Below are 17,804 nucleotides of genomic sequence, written 5' to 3'. Positions count from 1 at the left end.
AACTATCACTATAGTTTAAAATATACAACATGATCACAATAGAAGAATTTAAAAAAAAACAGTCAGAAAAATGTCGTTTGATAGGTTTAGATTTGGGCTCAAAAAGAATTGGTGTATCAATTTGTGACGAAAAGCAATTAATTGCTACCCCTTATAAAACTATACATAAATCAAAAAATAATGAATTAATTGAAGAGTTAAAAAACATTATTCAAGAGAATAACATCAAGGCAATTATCATTGGTTATCCTTTAAATATGGATGGATCTTCAGGCTCTTCAGCACAGTCGGTCAATGATGTATCTAAAAATATAGATAAAGAGATAGATGTTGATGTGTGTCTCTGGGATGAGAGATTGTCAACTGTTGGGGCTTTTAATTTATCAAGCCAATTAGATGTTAATGTATCTAAAAGAGAAAAGAATATAGATCAGAACGCAGCAGCTTTTATTCTTCAGGGAGCAATAGATTATCTAAATAATTAATCCTTGCCATTCATTCGCTTTATAGTTATAGAGTTAATTTTAATGGCAAAAAACATCAAGGCTATTAAAATTTCTCAAAAACATTTGTTAGGTATCCAAGATCTATCAGTTATTGATATTAACTACATTTTAGATGAATCTGAAACTTTCATTAAATTAAATCAGAGTAAGAACAAGAAAATTGATGTTCTTAGAGGCAAAACTCAAATTAATCTATTTTTTGAACCATCAACAAGAACACAAAGTTCATTTGAGTTAGCTGGAAAAAGACTTGGTGCTGATGTGATGTCAATGAATATGAATAATTCAGCAATTAAAAAAGGTGAAACTTTAATTGATACAGCAATGACTCTAAATGCGATGCATCCTGACATTATTGTAATAAGGCATCAAGACTCTGGAGCATGCAATTTATTATCTCAGAAAGTAAATTGTGTAGTATTAAATGCTGGTGATGGCAGACGTGAGCACCCTACTCAAGCATTACTAGATGCTTTAACAATAAGAAATAGAAAGAAAAAAATTGAAGGATTAAAAATTGCTATATGTGGAGATATTCTTCACTCAAGAGTCGCAAGATCGAATATTTATTTACTAACAATGCTTGGTGCTGAAGTAAATATTGTTGCCCCAACAAATTTGATGCCAAAAGAAATTGAAAAGTTTGGTGTTAATACTTTTACCGATATGAAAAAAGGATTGAAAGATTGTGATATTGTAATGATGCTAAGATTACAAAATGAGAGAATGACAAGTTCTTATTTATCATCAAATAGAGAGTATTATGAATATTACGGTTTAACGCCTGATAAATTAGATCATGCTAAACCTGATGCACTAATAATGCATCCTGGCCCAATGAATAGAGGTATCGAAATAGATACTAGATTGGCAGACGATATAAATAAAAGTGTAATCAAAGAGCAAGTTGAACTTGGAGTTGCTGTAAGGATGGCCTGTTTAAAAATATTTTGTGAATAAATGAAAAAACAATACTTTATTAACGCAAATATAATTGATCCTCGAAATTCAATTAATGAAAATGGAGGACTTATTGTTGGAGAAGAAGGTAAAATTGAAGCAATAGGGAAAAAAGTAAATACAAATAATTTACCGTCCAGAGAAAAACCAATTGATTTAAAAGGAAAATATATATTCCCTGGTTTAGTCGATATGAGAGTTTTTGTTGGAGAACCTGGGTATGAGTATAAAGAAAATTTTAGAACTTTAAGTAATGCAGCTCTATCTGGAGGAGTAACATCTGTAGTAACAATGCCTAATACAGATCCTGTAATTGATAATGTTTCAATAGTAGATTTTTTAAAACGAAGAGGACGAGATAAATCTAAGATTAATATATTTCCATGCGCATCTCTTACACAAAATGTAGAGGGAACAAACATGACAGAATTTGGATTGTTAGCTAGTAAAGGGATTGTAGCTTTTACAGATGGTATAAAGACAATTCAAAATACTAGATTAATGTCAAGAATAATGAATTCAGCAAAGGATTTAGGATGCCTAATAATGCAACATGCTGAAGATTATGAGTTAGCAAAAAACGGTATGATAAATTCGGGTATAATCGCTACAAAACTTGGATTATCAAGTATACCAGACGTGGCTGAGAGAATAATTATTGAAAGAGATTTAACATTGTTAGAAAAAGTAAAGTGTCGATATCACATATCTCAACTATCATCAGGCAAATCAGTAGAAATCATCAAAGAAAGGAAAAATGATATTAAATTTTCTTGTGGAGTTTCAATAAATAACCTTTCCTTAAATGAAAATGATATTGGAGATTTTAAAACATTTTTAAAATTATCTCCGCCATTGAGAAAAGAAGAGGATAGATTGGCTTTAGTCCAAGGATTAAAAGATAAAACAATTGATGTCATTGTTTCAGATCATAAGCCTGAAGATGAAGAATCAAAACGATTGACATTTTCGCAAGCAGCAACAGGTGCTTCTGGTATTGAAACTTTATTGTCTTTAAGTTTAGAACTATTTCATAATGGATCTGTAAAACTTGAAACAATAATCCAGGCACTAACATCTAATCCAGCTAAAATTTTAAATATCAATAAAGGAAATCTTTCAATTGGTAATGATGCTGACTTTTGTATAGTTGATATAAATAAACCTTGGATTGTAAAAAAAGAAAATTTAATTTCTAAATCCAAAAATACGTCTATTGAAGACAAAAAACTTCAAGGAAAAGTAACCAATACATTTGTAAAAGGTAAAGAATTATTTAAGATATAAAAATGGAATTATTAACAATAGGTATTATCTCATACCTAATGGGTTCTATCCCTTTTGGGTTAATATTAACTAAAATTTTTTTAAAAAAAGATATTAGAGAAATTGGATCAGGTAACATTGGTGCAACAAATGCTCTAAGAACAGGAAATAAATTTATTGGTTATTCAACTTTAATACTTGATATAGTTAAAGCAGTTATTCCAGTTTTATATATAAAGGTAAATTTTCCTGATCTGATTTATGTATCAGCTTTATGTGCTTTTCTGGGACATGTTTTTCCAGTTTGGTTAAAGTTTAAAGGTGGTAAGGGAGTAGCAACTTATGTTGGTATATTATGCAGTATAAATATAATGTTTGGAATAGTTTTTGGTATTTGTTGGCTTGTAACTTTTTTTATATCTAAATTTTCATCATTAGCATCATTAATTGGATCCTTTTCAGTTCCTGTTTATTTATTTCTGTTTGAATCAACAGAAAATGAATTATTTTTTGGAATAATGTTTATTTTAATATTTTATACTCATAGAGAAAATATTAAACGACTGATAAATAAAGAAGAAAACAAGACTAAAATTTATTAATTTGACTATCAAACACTTTTAAGTAGTTTGTTAAATTATGAATCTAGTCATAGTTGAAAGTCCTGCAAAAGCTAAAACCATCAACAAATACCTTGGTGATAATTATACTGTTTTAGCAAGTTATGGGCATATAAGAGATTTACCATCCAAAAATGGATCAGTTGATCCTGATCATAATTTTAAAATGGAATGGGAAGTTGATAGTTTTTCAAAAAAATATTTAAAAGAAATAACTGATGTTGCTAAAGAATCCTCTAAAATAATACTTGCGACTGACCCTGACCGTGAAGGTGAAGCTATAGCATGGCATGTTAAAGAATATCTTGATGAAAAAAAACTATTAAAAGATAAAGAAATTGAAAGAGTTGTTTTTAATGAGATAACAAAAAAAGCCGTAATTCATGGCATTGAAAATCCACGACAAATCGAACCTTTATTAGTGGATGCCTACATGGCAAGAAGAGCTCTTGATTACTTGGTTGGTTTTAACATTTCTCCAATACTTTGGACTAAACTACCTGGGTCAAAATCAGCTGGAAGAGTTCAGTCTGTAGCTTTAAAATTAATCACTGAAAGAGAGCATGAAATAGAATTATTTAATCCTGAGGAATTTTGGACACTTACTCTTAAATTTGGAGATGATAATAAAAACACTATTACTGCAAGCATCTCACAATTAAATGGTAACAAAATAGAAAAATTTACTTTTAGAGACAAGAATAGCATTGAAAAAGCAATCAAAGAAATAAAAGAGAAAAAATTTCAAATAACAGATATTTCATCAAAAGTTGTAAAAAGAAACCCCTCTGGTCCATTTACAACTTCAACATTACAACAAGTTGCATCTAGTAGATTAGGTTTTGGAGCTTCAAGAACAATGCAAATTGCACAAAAATTATATCAAGGTGTTGAGATTGATGGAGATACTGTTGGATTGATTACTTATATGAGAACTGATGGAACTAACTTATCAGCTGATGCAGTAAATGATTTTAGAAATTTTATTAAAAGTGAGTATGGTAGTGAATATTTGCCTGTATCTGCAAATAATTATTCTGGTAAAAAAGCTAAGAACGCACAAGAAGCTCATGAAGCTATTAGGCCTACAGATATAAATAGAGCACCAGACACTTTAAAAAAATATTTAAGCAATGATCAACAAAAACTATACAATTTAATTTGGTCCAGAGCTTTGTCCTCACAAATGGAAGTTGCCCAATTTGATAGAAATACCATAACAATAGAATCTGAAGATAAACAAACAATATGTAAGGCAAGTGGCTCTGTACTTAAATTTGATGGTTTTTTAAAAGTTTACTCAAATACAAGTAAAGATGATGATGAAGAAATTTTACCAGAAATGTCTAAAGGGCCAGTTAATATTGAAGCATTAATGGATGAACAACATTTTACACAGCCACCTCCAAGGTATTCTGAAGCAAGTTTAGTAAAAAAATTAGAAGAATTGGGAATCGGTAGACCTTCTACTTATGCAAGTATAATTTCAACTATAGCTAATCGTGGTTATGCAGAAATAGTAAATAAAAGGTTTTTTCCAACTGATCGTGGAAAACTTATCTCTGCCTTTTTAGAAAAATTATTTTCTAAATATGTAGATTATAACTTTACTGCAGGTTTGGAAGATCAATTAGATGAAATTACAACTGGTAAAGAAAGCTGGATAAAAGTTTTAGAAATTTTTTGGAAAGATTTTAATAATAACGTTTCTGAGGTTAAAGAGAAAAGAACTAGAGAAGTTTTAGATCTTTTAAATGAAAGTTTAGGTGCTTTAATTTTTGATACTGATAAAGATGGAAACGTTGTTCGAAAGTGCCAACTATGTGATACGGGTTCACTAAGTCTTAAAAATAGTTTTAGAGGTGGAGCTTTTATAGGATGCTCAAATTATCCAGAGTGTAAATTTACTAGACCCTTGTCTAAAGCAAAAGCAGCAGCTCAATCGCAGTTAGCAGAACCTAAATTTTTAGGAAAACATGAGAATGGTAATGATATATATTTGAAAAATGGAAGATTTGGTCCCTATCTTCAATATGAAAAACTTAAGGAAGAAGAAATAGAAGAGCCAAAAACAAAAAAAAAGAAAAAAACCAAAAAATCTAAAACAGATGTTAATGAATTAATTAAAAATGTTTCTATACCAAAAGGTTTAGAGTTAGAAAATATAGACTTAGAAAAAGCTCAGTTTTTATGCTCTCTACCAAAATTAATTGGTGTTAACCCTGATAATCAAAAAGAAATTATTTTAAATACTGGAAGATTTGGTCCTTATTTAAAATGTGAAAATAAATCTGCTAGAATAGAGAATATTGATGAAATTTTCTCTATAGGATTAAATCGAGCAATTACTCTTATTGCTGAAGCAAAACCGGGAAGAATGTCATCTTCAATAATTAAGGATTTAGGAGAACACCCAGAAGATAAAAAACCAGTTAGAGTTATGAAGGGACAATATGGTCCTTATATTAAATATAAATCTTTAAATGCAACAATTCCTGAAGAAAAAGATCCAACAGAGCTTACAATGGAAGAGGCTTTAATCTTAATTGAAAAAAGAAGAGAATACGACAAAAACAAAAAAGGCAAAAATAAAAAGAAAAAATGAGAAAACTATTTATAATATTCATAGTTTTTTTTTTCAAAAGTACCTTTTCATTTGCAGAAGAAAATAAATGTAATGAATTTAAAAAATTATCGAAAGAGTACTTGGAATGTAATGCAAAAAAATTAAAAGAAGCAAGTTCAAAAAAAGCTAAAGAATTAAAGGATGGAACATCAAAAAAAACTCAAGAATTAAAAGAAGGGACATCTAAAAAAGCCAAAGAACTGAAAGAAAATCTTGTAGAAATTGGAGATAAAGTTAAAAATAAGATAAAAAAAAAAGATTAGTTAATGAATTTTGATAAAAAAATAGAAGAATTAAAAATAGTACTTCCAGAGGCGAAGCCTCCTGTTGGATCTTATGTAGCAACAAAAAAGTCTGGAAATTTACTTTTTATTTCTGGTCAAATTTCGATTAATGAAAATGGAGAATTAATTAAGGGAAAAGTTGGAAAAGATTTAACCACAGAACAAGGTTATGAAGCTGCAAAAAGGTGTGGATTAAGTTTAGTTGCTCAAGTAAAAGCTGCTTGTGATGGAGATTTGTCTAAAATAAAATCATGTATCAAATTAACTGGATTTGTTAATTCAACAAATGACTTTACTGAACAACCAAAAGTAATAAATGGAGCTTCAGATTTAATTGCATCAATATTTGGAGATGCTGGCATGCACACAAGAGCTGCGGTAAGCACCAATAGTCTACCACTTGGTGTTTCTGTAGAAGTTGATGCTATATTTGAATTAAATTAAATTATCTTCCAATACCAAAATATTTTATACCTAGTTTCTCTATTTTAGTTGGTGAAAATATATTTCTCATATCGTATATAATAAGTTTTTTATTCTTAGAAAGTTTTCTAAAATTAATTGATTTAAAATCATTCCATTCAGTATGAATAATTATAATGTCTGAACCAGAAATACAGTTTTGTATTGAATTAGCATATTCAACGTTTTTTAGATTATTAAATTCTTTTTTGGAACCAGTGGGATCATAATATTTAATCTTTGCTCCCTTTTTGGATAGATAAGGAATTATTTTTAAACTTGAGGATTCTCTCATATCATCAGTGTTTGCTTTAAATGTAACTCCCAAAAATGAAACGTTTTTATTATTAAATTTTTTAATTATTGAGTGAAGCCTTTTAAGTAATAAATCTGATCTATTCTGATTAGATTTAATAACACTTTTAATTACAGATAAATTAGATTTAAATTTATCAGCTGTAGATACAATAGCTTTAGTATCTTTTGGAAAACAAGAGCCTCCATATGCAGGACCAGCTCTTAAAAATCTACTTCCTATTCTGTTATCAAGTCCAATTCCTATGGATATATCTTCAACATCGATACCAGTTTTTTCGCATAAATTAGCAATTTCATTTATAAATGTAATTTTAGTTGCTAAAAAAGCATTAGAAGCATATTTAATTAACTCTGCAGCTCGTCTATTTGTAGAAACATATTTTGCACCCTTGGAAATTAATGGAGAATATAAATTTCTAAGTATTTTTTTTGATTTTTCTTCATTTGAACCAACAACTACTCTATCGGGATAAATAAAATCTCGGATGGCCTCACCTTCTCTTAAAAATTCAGGATTAGATACTACTGAAAACAACTTTTTATTTACTTTTTTTGAAATAATCTTTTCTAGTTCATCACCTGTAGTAACAGGAACAGTAGATTTTGTTATAATTATTTTAAATTTGTTAATTGATTTAGATATTTCTTTTCCAACTGAATAAACTTGAGAAAGGTCAGCACTGTTACTGTTTTTTTTAGTTGGTGTTCCTACACATATAAAAATTATGTCAGATTTTCTTACAGATTCTTTTAAATTTGATGAAAAATTTAATCTATTATTTTTGATATTTTTTTTGACTAATTCTTCTAAACCTGGCTCGTAGATAGGTATTTTACCATTTTTTAAATTATTAATTTTATTATTATCTTTATCTACACAAATAACATCATTGCCTAAGTCTGAAAAACAAACTCCACTCACCAAACCAACATAACCAGTACCTATCATACAAAGTTTCATAGTTTTCCTATTTCTTTATTAGAATTAATAAATCCTTGCATTGTCCCACAGTCTAGATATTTACCTGAAAAATTATGAGCAATAAATTTTTCACCTTCTTTTATTAAAGTTTGAATAGCATCTGTTATATGTATTTCACCACCGTTACCAGGTTTTTGCGTGGCTAATTTATTAAATATAGTTTTGGGAAGGATATATCTTCCTATTACTGCTTTATTAGAAGGAGCATTTTTAATTGAAGGTTTTTCAACTACACCATCAATAAAATAATCATTTTTGGAAATTTTTTTGTTTAAACTATAGATGCCCCATCTTGAAACTGTTTTAGAATTAACTTTCATACTAGCCATTACAGAAGATTTGTGTTTTTGATGCACTTTAATCATATCTTTAGAACAGTTTTTTTTTATTATCAAATCATCTGGTAGCAACATTAAAAAATAATTATCTTTTATATATTTTCTTGTTTTAAATACAGCGTCACCTGTTCCTTTTGGTATATTTTGATACACAAATTTTATTAGTTTTTTATATTTTAATATTTTTTTATATTCAGCAATTATTCTGGGATCTTTTTTCTTTTTAATAATTTTTTTATAAAAAGTGTCACTATAAAAATAATTTTTAATCATTTTTTTTTTATTTGATATGATGAAAACGACTTCTTTTATACCAGCCTCAATACATTCATCTAAAATATACTCAATACCTGGCTTTCCATTTATTGGGAGCAGTTCTTTTGCAAAAACACTTGTTAAAGGCAAAAGTCGAGTTCCTTGACCTGCAAGAGGAATTATTGCTTGTTTAATCATATAAATGTTTTACTTATCTAGATTTCTAATACAAATGAAAATTATATTAAATAATAATTCATTATTTAAAGCTTTAAGGCCATTTAATGATATTGGCTTTGTTCCAACAATGGGAAGTATACATGAGGGCCATTTATCACTTATAGAAAGATCAAATCAAACTTGCAAAAAGACAATAGTAAGTATTTTTGTTAATCCCAAACAATTTAACAATAAAAAAGATTTCAAAAACTATCCTACAAATATTAAAGAAGATATTAAAATTTTAAAAAAAACTAAAAAAGTAGATTTCTTATACATTCCAAAATTCAAAGATGTTTACAATAATAATAAAAAATCAAACATAAAAATAACAAAAAAAGATAAAATTTTATGCGCCAAATTTAGAAAAGGCCATTTTGAAGGAGTGCTAGATGTAATGGGAAGATTAACTAATTTAGTAAATCCGAAAAAAATATTTATGGGCAAAAAAGATTATCAACAATATTTCTTAATAAAAAATTATCTAAAAAATAAGTATAAAGCTTCTATTGTTCCATGCAAAACGATTAGAAATAAAAACAAAATAGCGTTGTCTTCAAGAAATAATCATTTGGATTTAAATGGAATTAAAAAAGCAAGTGTTTTAAGTAAAAGTCTAATTAAATTAAAAAAAAATTTAGAAAATAGTAAAAAAATAAAACAAAATTTAAAAATTCAAATGAAATATTTTGAGAAATTTTTAAAAATTAATATTGAATACTTAGAATTAAGATCAATTAAAAATCTTAAAATATCTAATACTGTTAAAGGCTCACGTTTATTTGTTGCGTATTATATTGATAACGTAAGATTGATTGATAATTTTTAAAGAAAGTAAGCCCCAACACCTAAAAATGAGACAAAACCTATAACATCAGTAATGGTGGTAACAAAAACACTCGATGCAATTGCGGGATCAATATTCATTTTTTTTAAAGTAAAAGGAACAAGTATACCAAACAGTCCAGCTATAATCATCGTAAGTACCATTGATATTGAAATGATTATTGAAAGAACACTATCTTGAAACCAAATTTGAACTATTAAAGCACTTATGGCAGCAAATATAATTCCATTTAATATACCAATTGAAAATTCTTTAAAAACATTTGATGAAAAATTATTTTGAGTTAAATCATTTGTAGCAATTGTTCTGACTGTAACAGCTAATGTTTGCATTCCTGCATTACCGCCCATTGAAGCAACAATTGGCATTAGGAAAGCAAGAACAACCATTTGCTCGATAGTTGCTCCAAACAGACTAATACACCAAGTAGCTAAAAAAGCGGTAAATAAATTCAGTAAAAGCCAGTTAAATCTTCTTTTGGTTTTTGTAACAACTCCATCAGTAATTTCCTCATCACCTACACCTGCAAGTCTTAATGCATCTTCCTCAGCCTCTTCTTTTAGGACTGTAAGAACATCATCGTTCATAATCATTCCTACCAATTTATTATTTTTATCAATTACAGCTGCTGAATTTAGATTATAATTTTCAAATAGATTAGCCACCTCTTCTTTGTCCATATCAACAGGAACTAATAGTTGAGACTCTGACATGATGCTTGCCATTTTTGTGTCTCTTGGTGAAGTAAGCACTCTTGATGATGGAACTGTTCCAATAGGTTTAAATTCTTCATTAACAATAAAAATTTCCAAAAATTCTTCAGGCAAATCTTTATTTTCTCTCAAATAGTCAATTGTTTGACCTACAGACCAGTTGCTTGGTATAGCTGTAAACTCACGCTGCATAAGTCTAGCAGCAGTATCTTCTGGATAGCTTAAGCTTTCTAACAGAGCAAATCTGTCTTTAGGCGGTAATGAGCTTAATATAGTATTCTTGTCTTCTTCAGGTACATTTTCTAAAATCGAAATAGCATCATCTGACTCTAAGTTAGTAAGAATAGTTACAATTGAATCTGAAGATAAATATTTAATTATTTCAGTTTGTATAGACTCATTTAATTCTACAAAAACCTCTGCATCAATATTAAAATTATTTAGTTTAATTAAACTTTCTCTATCGCTAATACTTAAGTGTTCAATTATGTCTGCTGCATCAGCAGGGTGCATTTCATTGAATGAATCGTTAATAAATTTTGCATCATTGTCAGCTATTTTAGAGGTAACAACTCTCAAATATTCTTTATTGAATTCAAAATTTACTTTTTTATCTTTAGTTTTTTTAATTAAAGACATAAATGTACCTATAATTTAGTTGTGCACTATTAATACATAATTAAAATATTACAAATTTTAAATGGATATAGAGATCAAAAAGTCAATAAAACCGGTAAATTATTTTGAGGCAGTTGATTTATTAGAGTCTAGATTAAAAAATATTACAGCTAATAAAGAAAAAGAATTAATTTGGATTCTAGAGCATCCTGAAATTTTTACCGCAGGTACATCGTATAAAGAAAATGAAATAATTGATAAGTCAATTGATCTATTAAAAACAAACAGAGGTGGAAAAATTACATATCATGGTCCAGGTCAATTAATTTGTTATTTTGTTATTGATCTGAGAGAAAAAAAAGACATTAGAAAATTTATTACAACTATTGAAAATACAATTATTCAAAGTTTAAAAAAATATAATATTGAAACCTTTCCTGATAAAGAAAATATTGGAATATGGTATAAAGACAAAAATGAAATTCAAAAAATTGCTGCGATAGGTATTAGAGTGAGTAAGTGGATTGCATATCATGGATTTGCAATAAATGTTGATAACAACCTAGAAAATTATAAAAAAATAGTACCTTGTGGAATTTTAGATAAAGGTGTGACAAATTTAAAAAAAATTTCAAATCAAGATTATTCTAACTTAAATAATGAAATTATTGAAAATTTTATTTCAAATTTGAAAAACTAAGTCTTTTTGATTTTAACAACTTTTTAAAATATTCTGGCAATAAAGCTGAATAAGTATGCTTCATATCATTTATTTTAAATTTAATTTGATACGAGTGCAGCATAAGATTTTTATTTATACCTTTATCTGACTTAGATAGTTTATATTTCGTATCTCCAAATATAGGATTTCCAATTGCAAAAAGTTGTTTACGTAACTGATGTTTTCTTCCAGTTATTGGTTTTAACTCTAATAAAGATGCTTCAGAATTTTTATCTATTACTTTGTATATAGTTTTTGCTTTTTCTACTAACTTTTTATCTCCATCATATCTTATTAAGTCATCATCCCAAACACCTGTGTTTTTATTTATTTCTCCTTGGCATATGGCAAGATAAGTTTTATGTACTTTTCTTAATCTAAATAATGATGTAAGTAACTGTGCGCTCTCTCTATTTTTCGCCATTATAAATACGCCAGATGTATCTTTGTCTAATCTATGAACAGAATAAGGTTTTGTTCCTCTAAAAATTTCACTCTTTGCAAAAATATCAACTAAGTTTTTTTTAGATTTTGTACCACCTTGTACTGATATTCCTGATGCTTTATTTAATACAACAAAATTGTCATTATCATCAATTATTTGATCTTCGTTTGATTTTATTATTTCTTTAGTTGGTAAAAATTTTATTTTTTTTTGTTCTACTCTTTCTTTAAATTCAATATTAAATATATTTATCTGATCTCCTTTTTTTATTTTGTGAGAACTTTTAACTTTTTTTTTGTTAATTTTAATTTTTCCTGTCCTTAGATATTTTTCAATTAAACCTTGAGGTATTTTTCCAATATTTAATCTCATCCATCTATCAATACGCATATCATTACACGTTGAATCAACGATGTATGACTTGTTCATGACTTAGGATTTAAGCTGTAGCTTGTTTATTTTCTTCTGTTTTTGGAGCTTCTTTTGACGTATCTTTTTTCTTCTTATCTACTCTTTTGGCCTCAACATCTCTATCTACAAATTCTATGATTGCCATTGGAGCATTATCACCATATCTAAAACCCGCTTTAATAATTCTAGTATAGCCACCTTTTCTATTTGAATATCTTTTAGAAAGAGTTTTTTTTACTTTATTAGCTGATTTAATATCCTGCAATTGAGACACAAGCATCTTAGTTGTTTGCAATGTATCTTTTTTACCTAAAGTAATAATTTTGTCAGCTTGAGGTCTTAAAAATTTTGCTTTGGGTAATGTAGTTTTGATCTGTTCATATTTTATCAAAGAATTTAACATATTCTTTAACAGAGCTTTTCTATGCTCAGAAGTTCTATTTAATTTTTTATTGGCTAAGCCGTGTCTCATTAAATTGCTTCCTCTAATTTTTTAGACATTTCTGCAATATTATCTGGTGGCCAGTTAGGTATTTCCATGCCTAAATACAGAGACATTCCAGTTAGAACTTCTTTAATCTCATTTAAAGATTTTCTACCAAAATTTGGTGTTCTTAACATTTCACCCTCAGATTTTTGAACTAAATCACCAATATAAATTATGTTGTCATTTTTTAAGCAATTCATTGATCTTACAGATAGCTCTAGTTCATCAACTTTTCTTAATAAATTCTTATTAAATTCAGGCTCAGATGAAACTTCTTTTACTGGAGCTTCGACAGGTTCATCAAAATTAACAAACATTTTCAACTGGTCTTGAAAAATTCTAGCAGAGTACGCAACAGCATCTTCTGCTGAAATTGAACCATTAGTTTCTACTTCCATTGTTAATTTGTCATAATCAAGAGCTTTTCCTTCTCTTGCTGTGCTAACAGAATAAGAAACTTTTTTTACAGGACTATACAAAGAGTCAATGGCAATTAAACCTAATGGTGGCTCCTCTGGTTTATTTAGCTCAGCTGGAACATAACCTTTTCCAGTGTTTACATTCATTTCCATGTGAAAAGTAGTATTTTCATCTAAGTTACAGATTACTAACTCAGGATTTAAAATTTCCACATCAGTCACAGGAGCAATGTCTGAAGCTTTTATTTCACCCGGACCTTTAGCGTCTAAAACTAATTTTTTTGTACCTTCAGAATTACATTTTAATGCTAGAGATTTAACATTTAACACTATGTCTGTTACATCTTCTCTTACACCTTTAATTGATGTAAATTCATGTAGAACACCATCTATTTGTATAGAAGTAACCGCAGCTCCTCTGATTGAAGAAAGCAAAATTCTTCTTAAAGAGTTTCCTAAAGTTAATCCGTAACCCTTTTCTAAAGGCTCAGCTATAATCTTAGCATGTGTTAAGTCATCACTAATTTGAACATCTAATTTAGATGGTTTAATCAAAGATTTCCAATTTTTAACATTAACGTTTTCTACTTCCATTAAACTCTCCTTTTTTTTGGTGGTCTAGTTCCGTTATGAGGCATCGGTGTTGTGTCTTTAATTGACAAAATTTTAAAACCTCTTGCTTGTAAAGCTCTTAATGCTGTTTCTCTTCCTGAACCAGGGCCTTTTACCTCAACAGATAAAGTTTTCATTCCATACTCTAATGCTTTTGATGCTGCGGAGTCCGCTGCTATTTGAGCTGCATAAGGTGTAGATTTTCTTGATCCTTTAAATCCTTTCTGTCCAGCAGATGCCCAGGATATTACATTTCCATTTGTATCAGCAATTGAAATTATGGTGTTGTTAAATGTCGACTGCACATAAGCAATTCCATTTAAAATATTCTTTTTTATCTTTTTCTTTTTTGAATAAGAGCTCTTTGCACTTTTTTTAGAAGATTTTTCTACCTTCTGATCTTTATTGTCAGTTTTTTCTATTTTTGCCATTATTATTTTTTAGTTGGTGTTAATTTCTTCCCTGCAATAGCGATTGCTTTTCCTTTTCTTGTTCTTGCATTGCATCTTGTTCTTTGACCTCTTACAGGTAATTTTTTTCTATGTCTTGTTCCTCTATAACATGCAAGATCTATTAATCTTTTAATACTTAAAGAATAATCTCTTCTAAGATCTCCTTCCACTTTAAAATTTTGATCAATGTATTCTCTTATTTTTAAAATTTCATCATCAGTTAACTCATTCACTCTTTTGGCTCTTGGAATTTCTAGAGAAGAACAAATTTGTTGTGAGAATTTATCTCCAATTCCATAAATATATGTTAGTCCAATGTGGACAAGTTTATTTTGTGGAATGTTTATACCTGCGATACGAGCCATAATTTTTGTGATAAATTGTGCCTTTTATATAAGAAGATTAATCAAAGTCAACGTCTTAAACATTTATAAAAGTGTCTATTTTCCTTGTTATTTCGTCTATTTCTAAGCTCCCATCAATTTCCTTAAATTTAGGATTCTCTGAGTAGTAATTAAGAACTGGCTCTGTGGTGTTCATGTATGTGTCAAAACGTTTTAGAATAGTATTTGTTTCATCGTCTGATCTATTTTCAATAATTTTTCTTTTCTCTAGTCTTTTTACCACTGTATCTTTATCAACTTTAAGATACAAAATTAAATCTATCTTTTGATTTGATGCCTCGAGTAAGATATCTAAATTTTTTGCTTGGCTCAAAGATCTAGGGTATCCATCAAATATTAGTCTATTTTTTTTTTGAGGGTCAGAAACTAAATTTTCAATAAGCTTATTTACAATTTCATCACTTACAAATTTACCATTTTTCATGTCATTGGTAATCATCTTACCAATATCCGAATTTTTATAAATTTCTTCTCTTAAAAGTTCGCCAGTTGAGATCTGAAAGGAATTTAATTTCTTTACTAAATATTTAGCTTGAGTACCTTTACCAGCACCAGGCGGTCCAAACAAAACTATATTCACTTACTTTCCAAATTTAGTTTTTTTAATTAATTGTTCGTATTGAGAACTCATTAGTCTTGTTTGAATTTGAGTTACAGTATCAATAGCCACAACAACAACAATTAAAATAGAAGCACCACCCAAATAAAAGGGAATTGGATAATTAGCTATTAAAAATTCTGGCATTAAACATACAAGAGTCAAATATAGAGCACCTATTGTAGTAAGTTTAGTTAAAATATTTTCAATATATAATGCTGTACTTTCACCAGGTCTAATTCCTGGAACAAAGCCACCATATTTTCTTAAGTTTTCTGCTGTTTCAGTTGGGTTAAATGTAATTGAAGTATAGAAAAATGTAAAAAATATTATACCAGATGCATATAGCAACATGTACAAAGGTTGACCTTGAGTAAAATAAGAACTCAAGTTTAAAAAAGTTTCATTATTTGAAAAAGAAAAATTAGAAAAAGTAACAGGTAACAATAATAAAGCAGATGCAAAAATTGCTGGTATTACTCCTGCTTGGTTAATTTTTAATGGCAAATGAGAAGACTCTCCACCATACATTTTATTTCCCATTTGTCTTTTAGGGTAATTGATAAGAATTTTTCTTAACGCTCTCTCCATAAAAACTACAAATAAAATAGTTAATATTAATAGAACAAAAATTGCTAGGATCATGAAAGTTGACACAGCACCTGTTCTACCTAATTCAAAAGTTGTAACTAAAGCTCTAGGTATTTCGGCAACAATACCAGCAAAAATAATTAAAGAAATTCCATTACCAATTCCTCTTTGAGTGATTTGTTCTCCTAGCCACATAAGAAAAATTGTACCAGCAACAATAGTTGTCACTGTTGTAATTTTAAAAAATGCTCCTGGATTAATTACCAAATCTGCAGAAGATTCTAAACCTACCGATAAACCATAACCTTGAACTGTAGCAAGTAAAACTGTTCCATATCTTGTTATTTGAGTAATCTTTGCTCTACCTGTTTCTCCCTGTGCTTTTAAATTCTTAAAATAATCTGAAACCCCTGTTAACAACTGAACTATAATAGCAGATGATATGTATGGCATTATACCAAGAGCGAAAATTGCCATTCTACTAACTGCTCCTCCAGCAAAAACATTAAACATACCAAGTAACCCTTTTTGATTGCCATCCATCATGATTTTTAATTGTTCTGGATCAATTCCTGGTAAAGGAACAAATGTACCAAATCTATATACTGCAAGAATTGCTATGGTAAAAATTATTCTATTTCTTAGATCATTTGTTGAAGATGATGCACTCATTTAAACAAATTATTTTTTTAATTGAATAGATCCACCAATTTTTTCTAGTTTTTCTATTGCTGATTTTGATGCTAAGTCAGCCTCAATATTAATTTTATCTTTTAACTCTCCAGTACCTAATATTTTTAATTTTGTAGAGTTTTTGTTTATTAATTTTAATTTTTTTAGAGATGAAGAATTAAGCACTTCATTTGGATTAATATTTTTTTTATCAATATAAGACTGAATTTTTTCTAAATTTAAAATTGCTATGTTTTCTCTGGAAATTGGATTAAAGCCTCTTTTAGGTAATCTTCTATACAAAGGCATTTGACCACCTTCAAAACTTTTAATTGCTACACCAGATCTAGATTTTTGACCTTTAACACCTCTCCCAGATGTCTTGCCTTTTCCAGAACCAATACCTCTTCCTACTCTAATTTTAGGTTTATTAATTTTCTGTCTTGTATTTAATGTAATCATTATCCTCTTTTTTCAATAATTTCTGATATTTTTTTATTTCTTATTGCTGAAATTTGTTTTGGTGAATTTTGTTTCATTAAAGCTTTCATGGTAGCTCTAATCACATTGTGTGCATTTGATGTGCCCATTGATTTAGCAACAATATCTTTTACACCTAATACCTCACATACTGCTCTAACTGGACCACCTGCAATAATACCTGTACCTTTTGATGCTGCTCTTAAAACTATTCTACCAGAGCCATCTTTAGCTTTCACGTCATGATGAATTGTTCTTCCTTCTCTCAAAGGTATATGTGTTAATTTTCTTCTAGCCATTTCATTAGCTTTTTTAATTGCATCTGGAACTTGTTTTGCTTTAGCGTGTGCTATTCCAATTTTTCCAGCCTGATTCCCTACCACTACAAGAGCTGAAAAACCAAATCTTCTTCCACCTTTTACAACTTTTGTAATTCTATTGATATGAACTAACTTTTCTAAAATATCGTCTGTTTTTTTGTCTTTGTTATTTTCCATA

Annotated in this window: 21 protein-coding genes; 9 read left to right on the top strand and 12 right to left on the bottom strand. The window is 28.6% G+C overall.

The window, feature by feature from the left end; translation table 11 throughout:
- Nucleotides 1–29 precede the first annotated feature (29 nt).
- The 7 genes from ruvX to ACTTBN_RS01915 are packed head-to-tail and all read left to right on the top strand — an operon-like array spanning nucleotide 30 to nucleotide 6,706.
- The gene (ruvX, locus tag ACTTBN_RS01945; RefSeq protein WP_440680720.1) at nucleotides 30–485 is read left to right on the top strand and encodes a Holliday junction resolvase RuvX; all 456 of its coding nucleotides are present in this window, start codon (nucleotides 30–32) and stop codon (nucleotides 483–485) included.
- 42 nt (nucleotides 486–527) lie between these two features.
- Nucleotides 528–1,466 carry an aspartate carbamoyltransferase catalytic subunit gene (locus ACTTBN_RS01940; protein ID WP_440680719.1) on the top strand — a complete coding sequence of 313 codons (939 nt, stop codon included), beginning with the start codon at nucleotides 528–530 and terminating at the stop codon, nucleotides 1,464–1,466.
- Complete coding sequence (gene pyrC / locus ACTTBN_RS01935) at nucleotides 1,467–2,753, top strand: dihydroorotase (protein WP_440680718.1); 1,287 nt, start codon at nucleotides 1,467–1,469, stop codon at nucleotides 2,751–2,753. It abuts the gene before it with no gap.
- Nucleotides 2,754–2,755: 2 nt separating this feature from the next.
- The gene (gene plsY / locus ACTTBN_RS01930; protein ID WP_440680716.1) at nucleotides 2,756–3,334 is read left to right on the top strand and encodes a glycerol-3-phosphate 1-O-acyltransferase PlsY; all 579 of its coding nucleotides are present in this window, start codon (nucleotides 2,756–2,758) and stop codon (nucleotides 3,332–3,334) included.
- Nucleotides 3,335–3,371: 37 nt separating this feature from the next.
- Nucleotides 3,372–5,957: a type I DNA topoisomerase gene (gene topA / locus ACTTBN_RS01925; RefSeq protein ID WP_440680714.1), complete on the top strand. Its 2,586-nt coding sequence runs from the start codon at nucleotides 3,372–3,374 to the stop codon at nucleotides 5,955–5,957.
- Nucleotides 5,954–6,241: a hypothetical protein gene (locus ACTTBN_RS01920; protein WP_440680713.1), complete on the top strand. Its 288-nt coding sequence runs from the start codon at nucleotides 5,954–5,956 to the stop codon at nucleotides 6,239–6,241. The genes topA and ACTTBN_RS01920 overlap by 4 nt, the downstream gene beginning before the upstream one ends.
- 3 nt (nucleotides 6,242–6,244) lie before the next feature.
- Nucleotides 6,245–6,706 carry a RidA family protein gene (locus ACTTBN_RS01915; protein WP_440680712.1) on the top strand — a complete coding sequence of 154 codons (462 nt, stop codon included), beginning with the start codon at nucleotides 6,245–6,247 and terminating at the stop codon, nucleotides 6,704–6,706.
- Nucleotide 6,707: 1 nt separating this feature from the next.
- Here the strand turns inward: ACTTBN_RS01915 and ACTTBN_RS01910 are convergent, their stop codons facing one another.
- Nucleotides 6,708–8,003 (bottom strand): UDP-glucose dehydrogenase family protein, encoded by a 1,296-nt coding sequence (locus ACTTBN_RS01910; RefSeq protein WP_440680711.1) that lies wholly within the window; start codon nucleotides 8,001–8,003, stop codon nucleotides 6,708–6,710.
- A complete protein-coding gene (locus ACTTBN_RS01905) occupies nucleotides 8,000–8,815 on the bottom strand; it encodes a sugar phosphate nucleotidyltransferase (RefSeq protein WP_440680710.1) in 816 nt (271 codons plus the stop codon). Before ACTTBN_RS01905 ends, ACTTBN_RS01910 begins: the two co-directional genes overlap by 4 nt.
- A 4-nt stretch (nucleotides 8,816–8,819) precedes the next feature.
- On the opposite strand from ACTTBN_RS01905, the gene panC reads away from it, so the two are divergent.
- Complete coding sequence (panC, locus tag ACTTBN_RS01900; RefSeq protein ID WP_440680709.1) at nucleotides 8,820–9,665, top strand: pantoate--beta-alanine ligase; 846 nt, start codon at nucleotides 8,820–8,822, stop codon at nucleotides 9,663–9,665.
- Here the strand turns inward: panC and mgtE are convergent.
- Nucleotides 9,662–11,035 carry a magnesium transporter gene (gene mgtE, locus ACTTBN_RS01895; RefSeq protein WP_440680708.1) on the bottom strand — a complete coding sequence of 458 codons (1,374 nt, stop codon included), beginning with the start codon at nucleotides 11,033–11,035 and terminating at the stop codon, nucleotides 9,662–9,664. The two genes, panC and mgtE, sit on opposite strands and share 4 nt — an antisense overlap.
- A gap of 61 nt (nucleotides 11,036–11,096) precedes the next feature.
- Between mgtE and lipB the strand changes: the two genes are divergently transcribed.
- Nucleotides 11,097–11,714 (top strand): lipoyl(octanoyl) transferase LipB, encoded by a 618-nt coding sequence (gene lipB / locus ACTTBN_RS01890; protein WP_440680707.1) that lies wholly within the window; start codon nucleotides 11,097–11,099, stop codon nucleotides 11,712–11,714.
- Here the strand turns inward: lipB and ACTTBN_RS01885 are convergent.
- Genes ACTTBN_RS01885 through rpsE form a run of 9 tightly spaced genes read right to left on the bottom strand, consistent with a single transcriptional unit; the run spans nucleotide 11,692 to nucleotide 17,803 of the window.
- On the bottom strand, nucleotides 11,692–12,609 hold the full coding sequence (locus tag ACTTBN_RS01885; RefSeq protein ID WP_440680706.1) for an RluA family pseudouridine synthase: 918 nt from the start codon (nucleotides 12,607–12,609) through the stop codon (nucleotides 11,692–11,694). The genes lipB and ACTTBN_RS01885 overlap by 23 nt on opposite strands.
- A gap of 10 nt (nucleotides 12,610–12,619) precedes the next feature.
- On the bottom strand, nucleotides 12,620–13,063 hold the full coding sequence (gene rplQ, locus ACTTBN_RS01880; protein WP_262589113.1) for a 50S ribosomal protein L17: 444 nt from the start codon (nucleotides 13,061–13,063) through the stop codon (nucleotides 12,620–12,622).
- Nucleotides 13,063–14,091, bottom strand: coding sequence for a DNA-directed RNA polymerase subunit alpha (locus ACTTBN_RS01875; protein WP_075506787.1), 1,029 nt, complete (start codon nucleotides 14,089–14,091; stop codon nucleotides 13,063–13,065). Before ACTTBN_RS01875 ends, rplQ begins: the two co-directional genes overlap by 1 nt.
- The gene (rpsK, locus tag ACTTBN_RS01870) at nucleotides 14,091–14,540 is read right to left on the bottom strand and encodes a 30S ribosomal protein S11 (RefSeq protein ID WP_440680705.1); all 450 of its coding nucleotides are present in this window, start codon (nucleotides 14,538–14,540) and stop codon (nucleotides 14,091–14,093) included. The genes ACTTBN_RS01875 and rpsK overlap by 1 nt, the downstream gene beginning before the upstream one ends.
- Before the next feature lie 2 nt (nucleotides 14,541–14,542).
- Entirely contained in the window at nucleotides 14,543–14,926 is a 384-nt protein-coding gene (gene rpsM / locus ACTTBN_RS01865) for a 30S ribosomal protein S13 (RefSeq protein ID WP_075506789.1), read from the bottom strand.
- Nucleotides 14,927–14,981: 55 nt separating this feature from the next.
- Nucleotides 14,982–15,545, bottom strand: a complete 564-nt coding sequence (locus tag ACTTBN_RS01860) for an adenylate kinase (RefSeq protein ID WP_440656745.1) — start codon at nucleotides 15,543–15,545, stop codon at nucleotides 14,982–14,984.
- On the bottom strand, nucleotides 15,546–16,826 hold the full coding sequence (secY, locus tag ACTTBN_RS01855) for a preprotein translocase subunit SecY (RefSeq protein WP_075506791.1): 1,281 nt from the start codon (nucleotides 16,824–16,826) through the stop codon (nucleotides 15,546–15,548). It lies immediately after the preceding gene.
- 9 nt (nucleotides 16,827–16,835) lie between these two features.
- The gene (gene rplO, locus ACTTBN_RS01850) at nucleotides 16,836–17,288 is read right to left on the bottom strand and encodes a 50S ribosomal protein L15 (protein WP_075506792.1); all 453 of its coding nucleotides are present in this window, start codon (nucleotides 17,286–17,288) and stop codon (nucleotides 16,836–16,838) included.
- The gene (gene rpsE / locus ACTTBN_RS01845) at nucleotides 17,288–17,803 is read right to left on the bottom strand and encodes a 30S ribosomal protein S5 (protein ID WP_075506793.1); all 516 of its coding nucleotides are present in this window, start codon (nucleotides 17,801–17,803) and stop codon (nucleotides 17,288–17,290) included. Before rpsE ends, rplO begins: the two co-directional genes overlap by 1 nt.
- Between the last annotated feature and the right edge of the window lies 1 nt (nucleotide 17,804).

The sequence above is a fragment of the Candidatus Pelagibacter sp. HIMB1623 genome, from assembly GCF_052047695.1.
Lineage (GTDB): Bacteria > Pseudomonadota > Alphaproteobacteria > Pelagibacterales > Pelagibacteraceae > Pelagibacter.
Note: the sequence above shows the minus strand (reverse complement) of the source record. Positions and strands in the feature narration are given on the sequence as shown.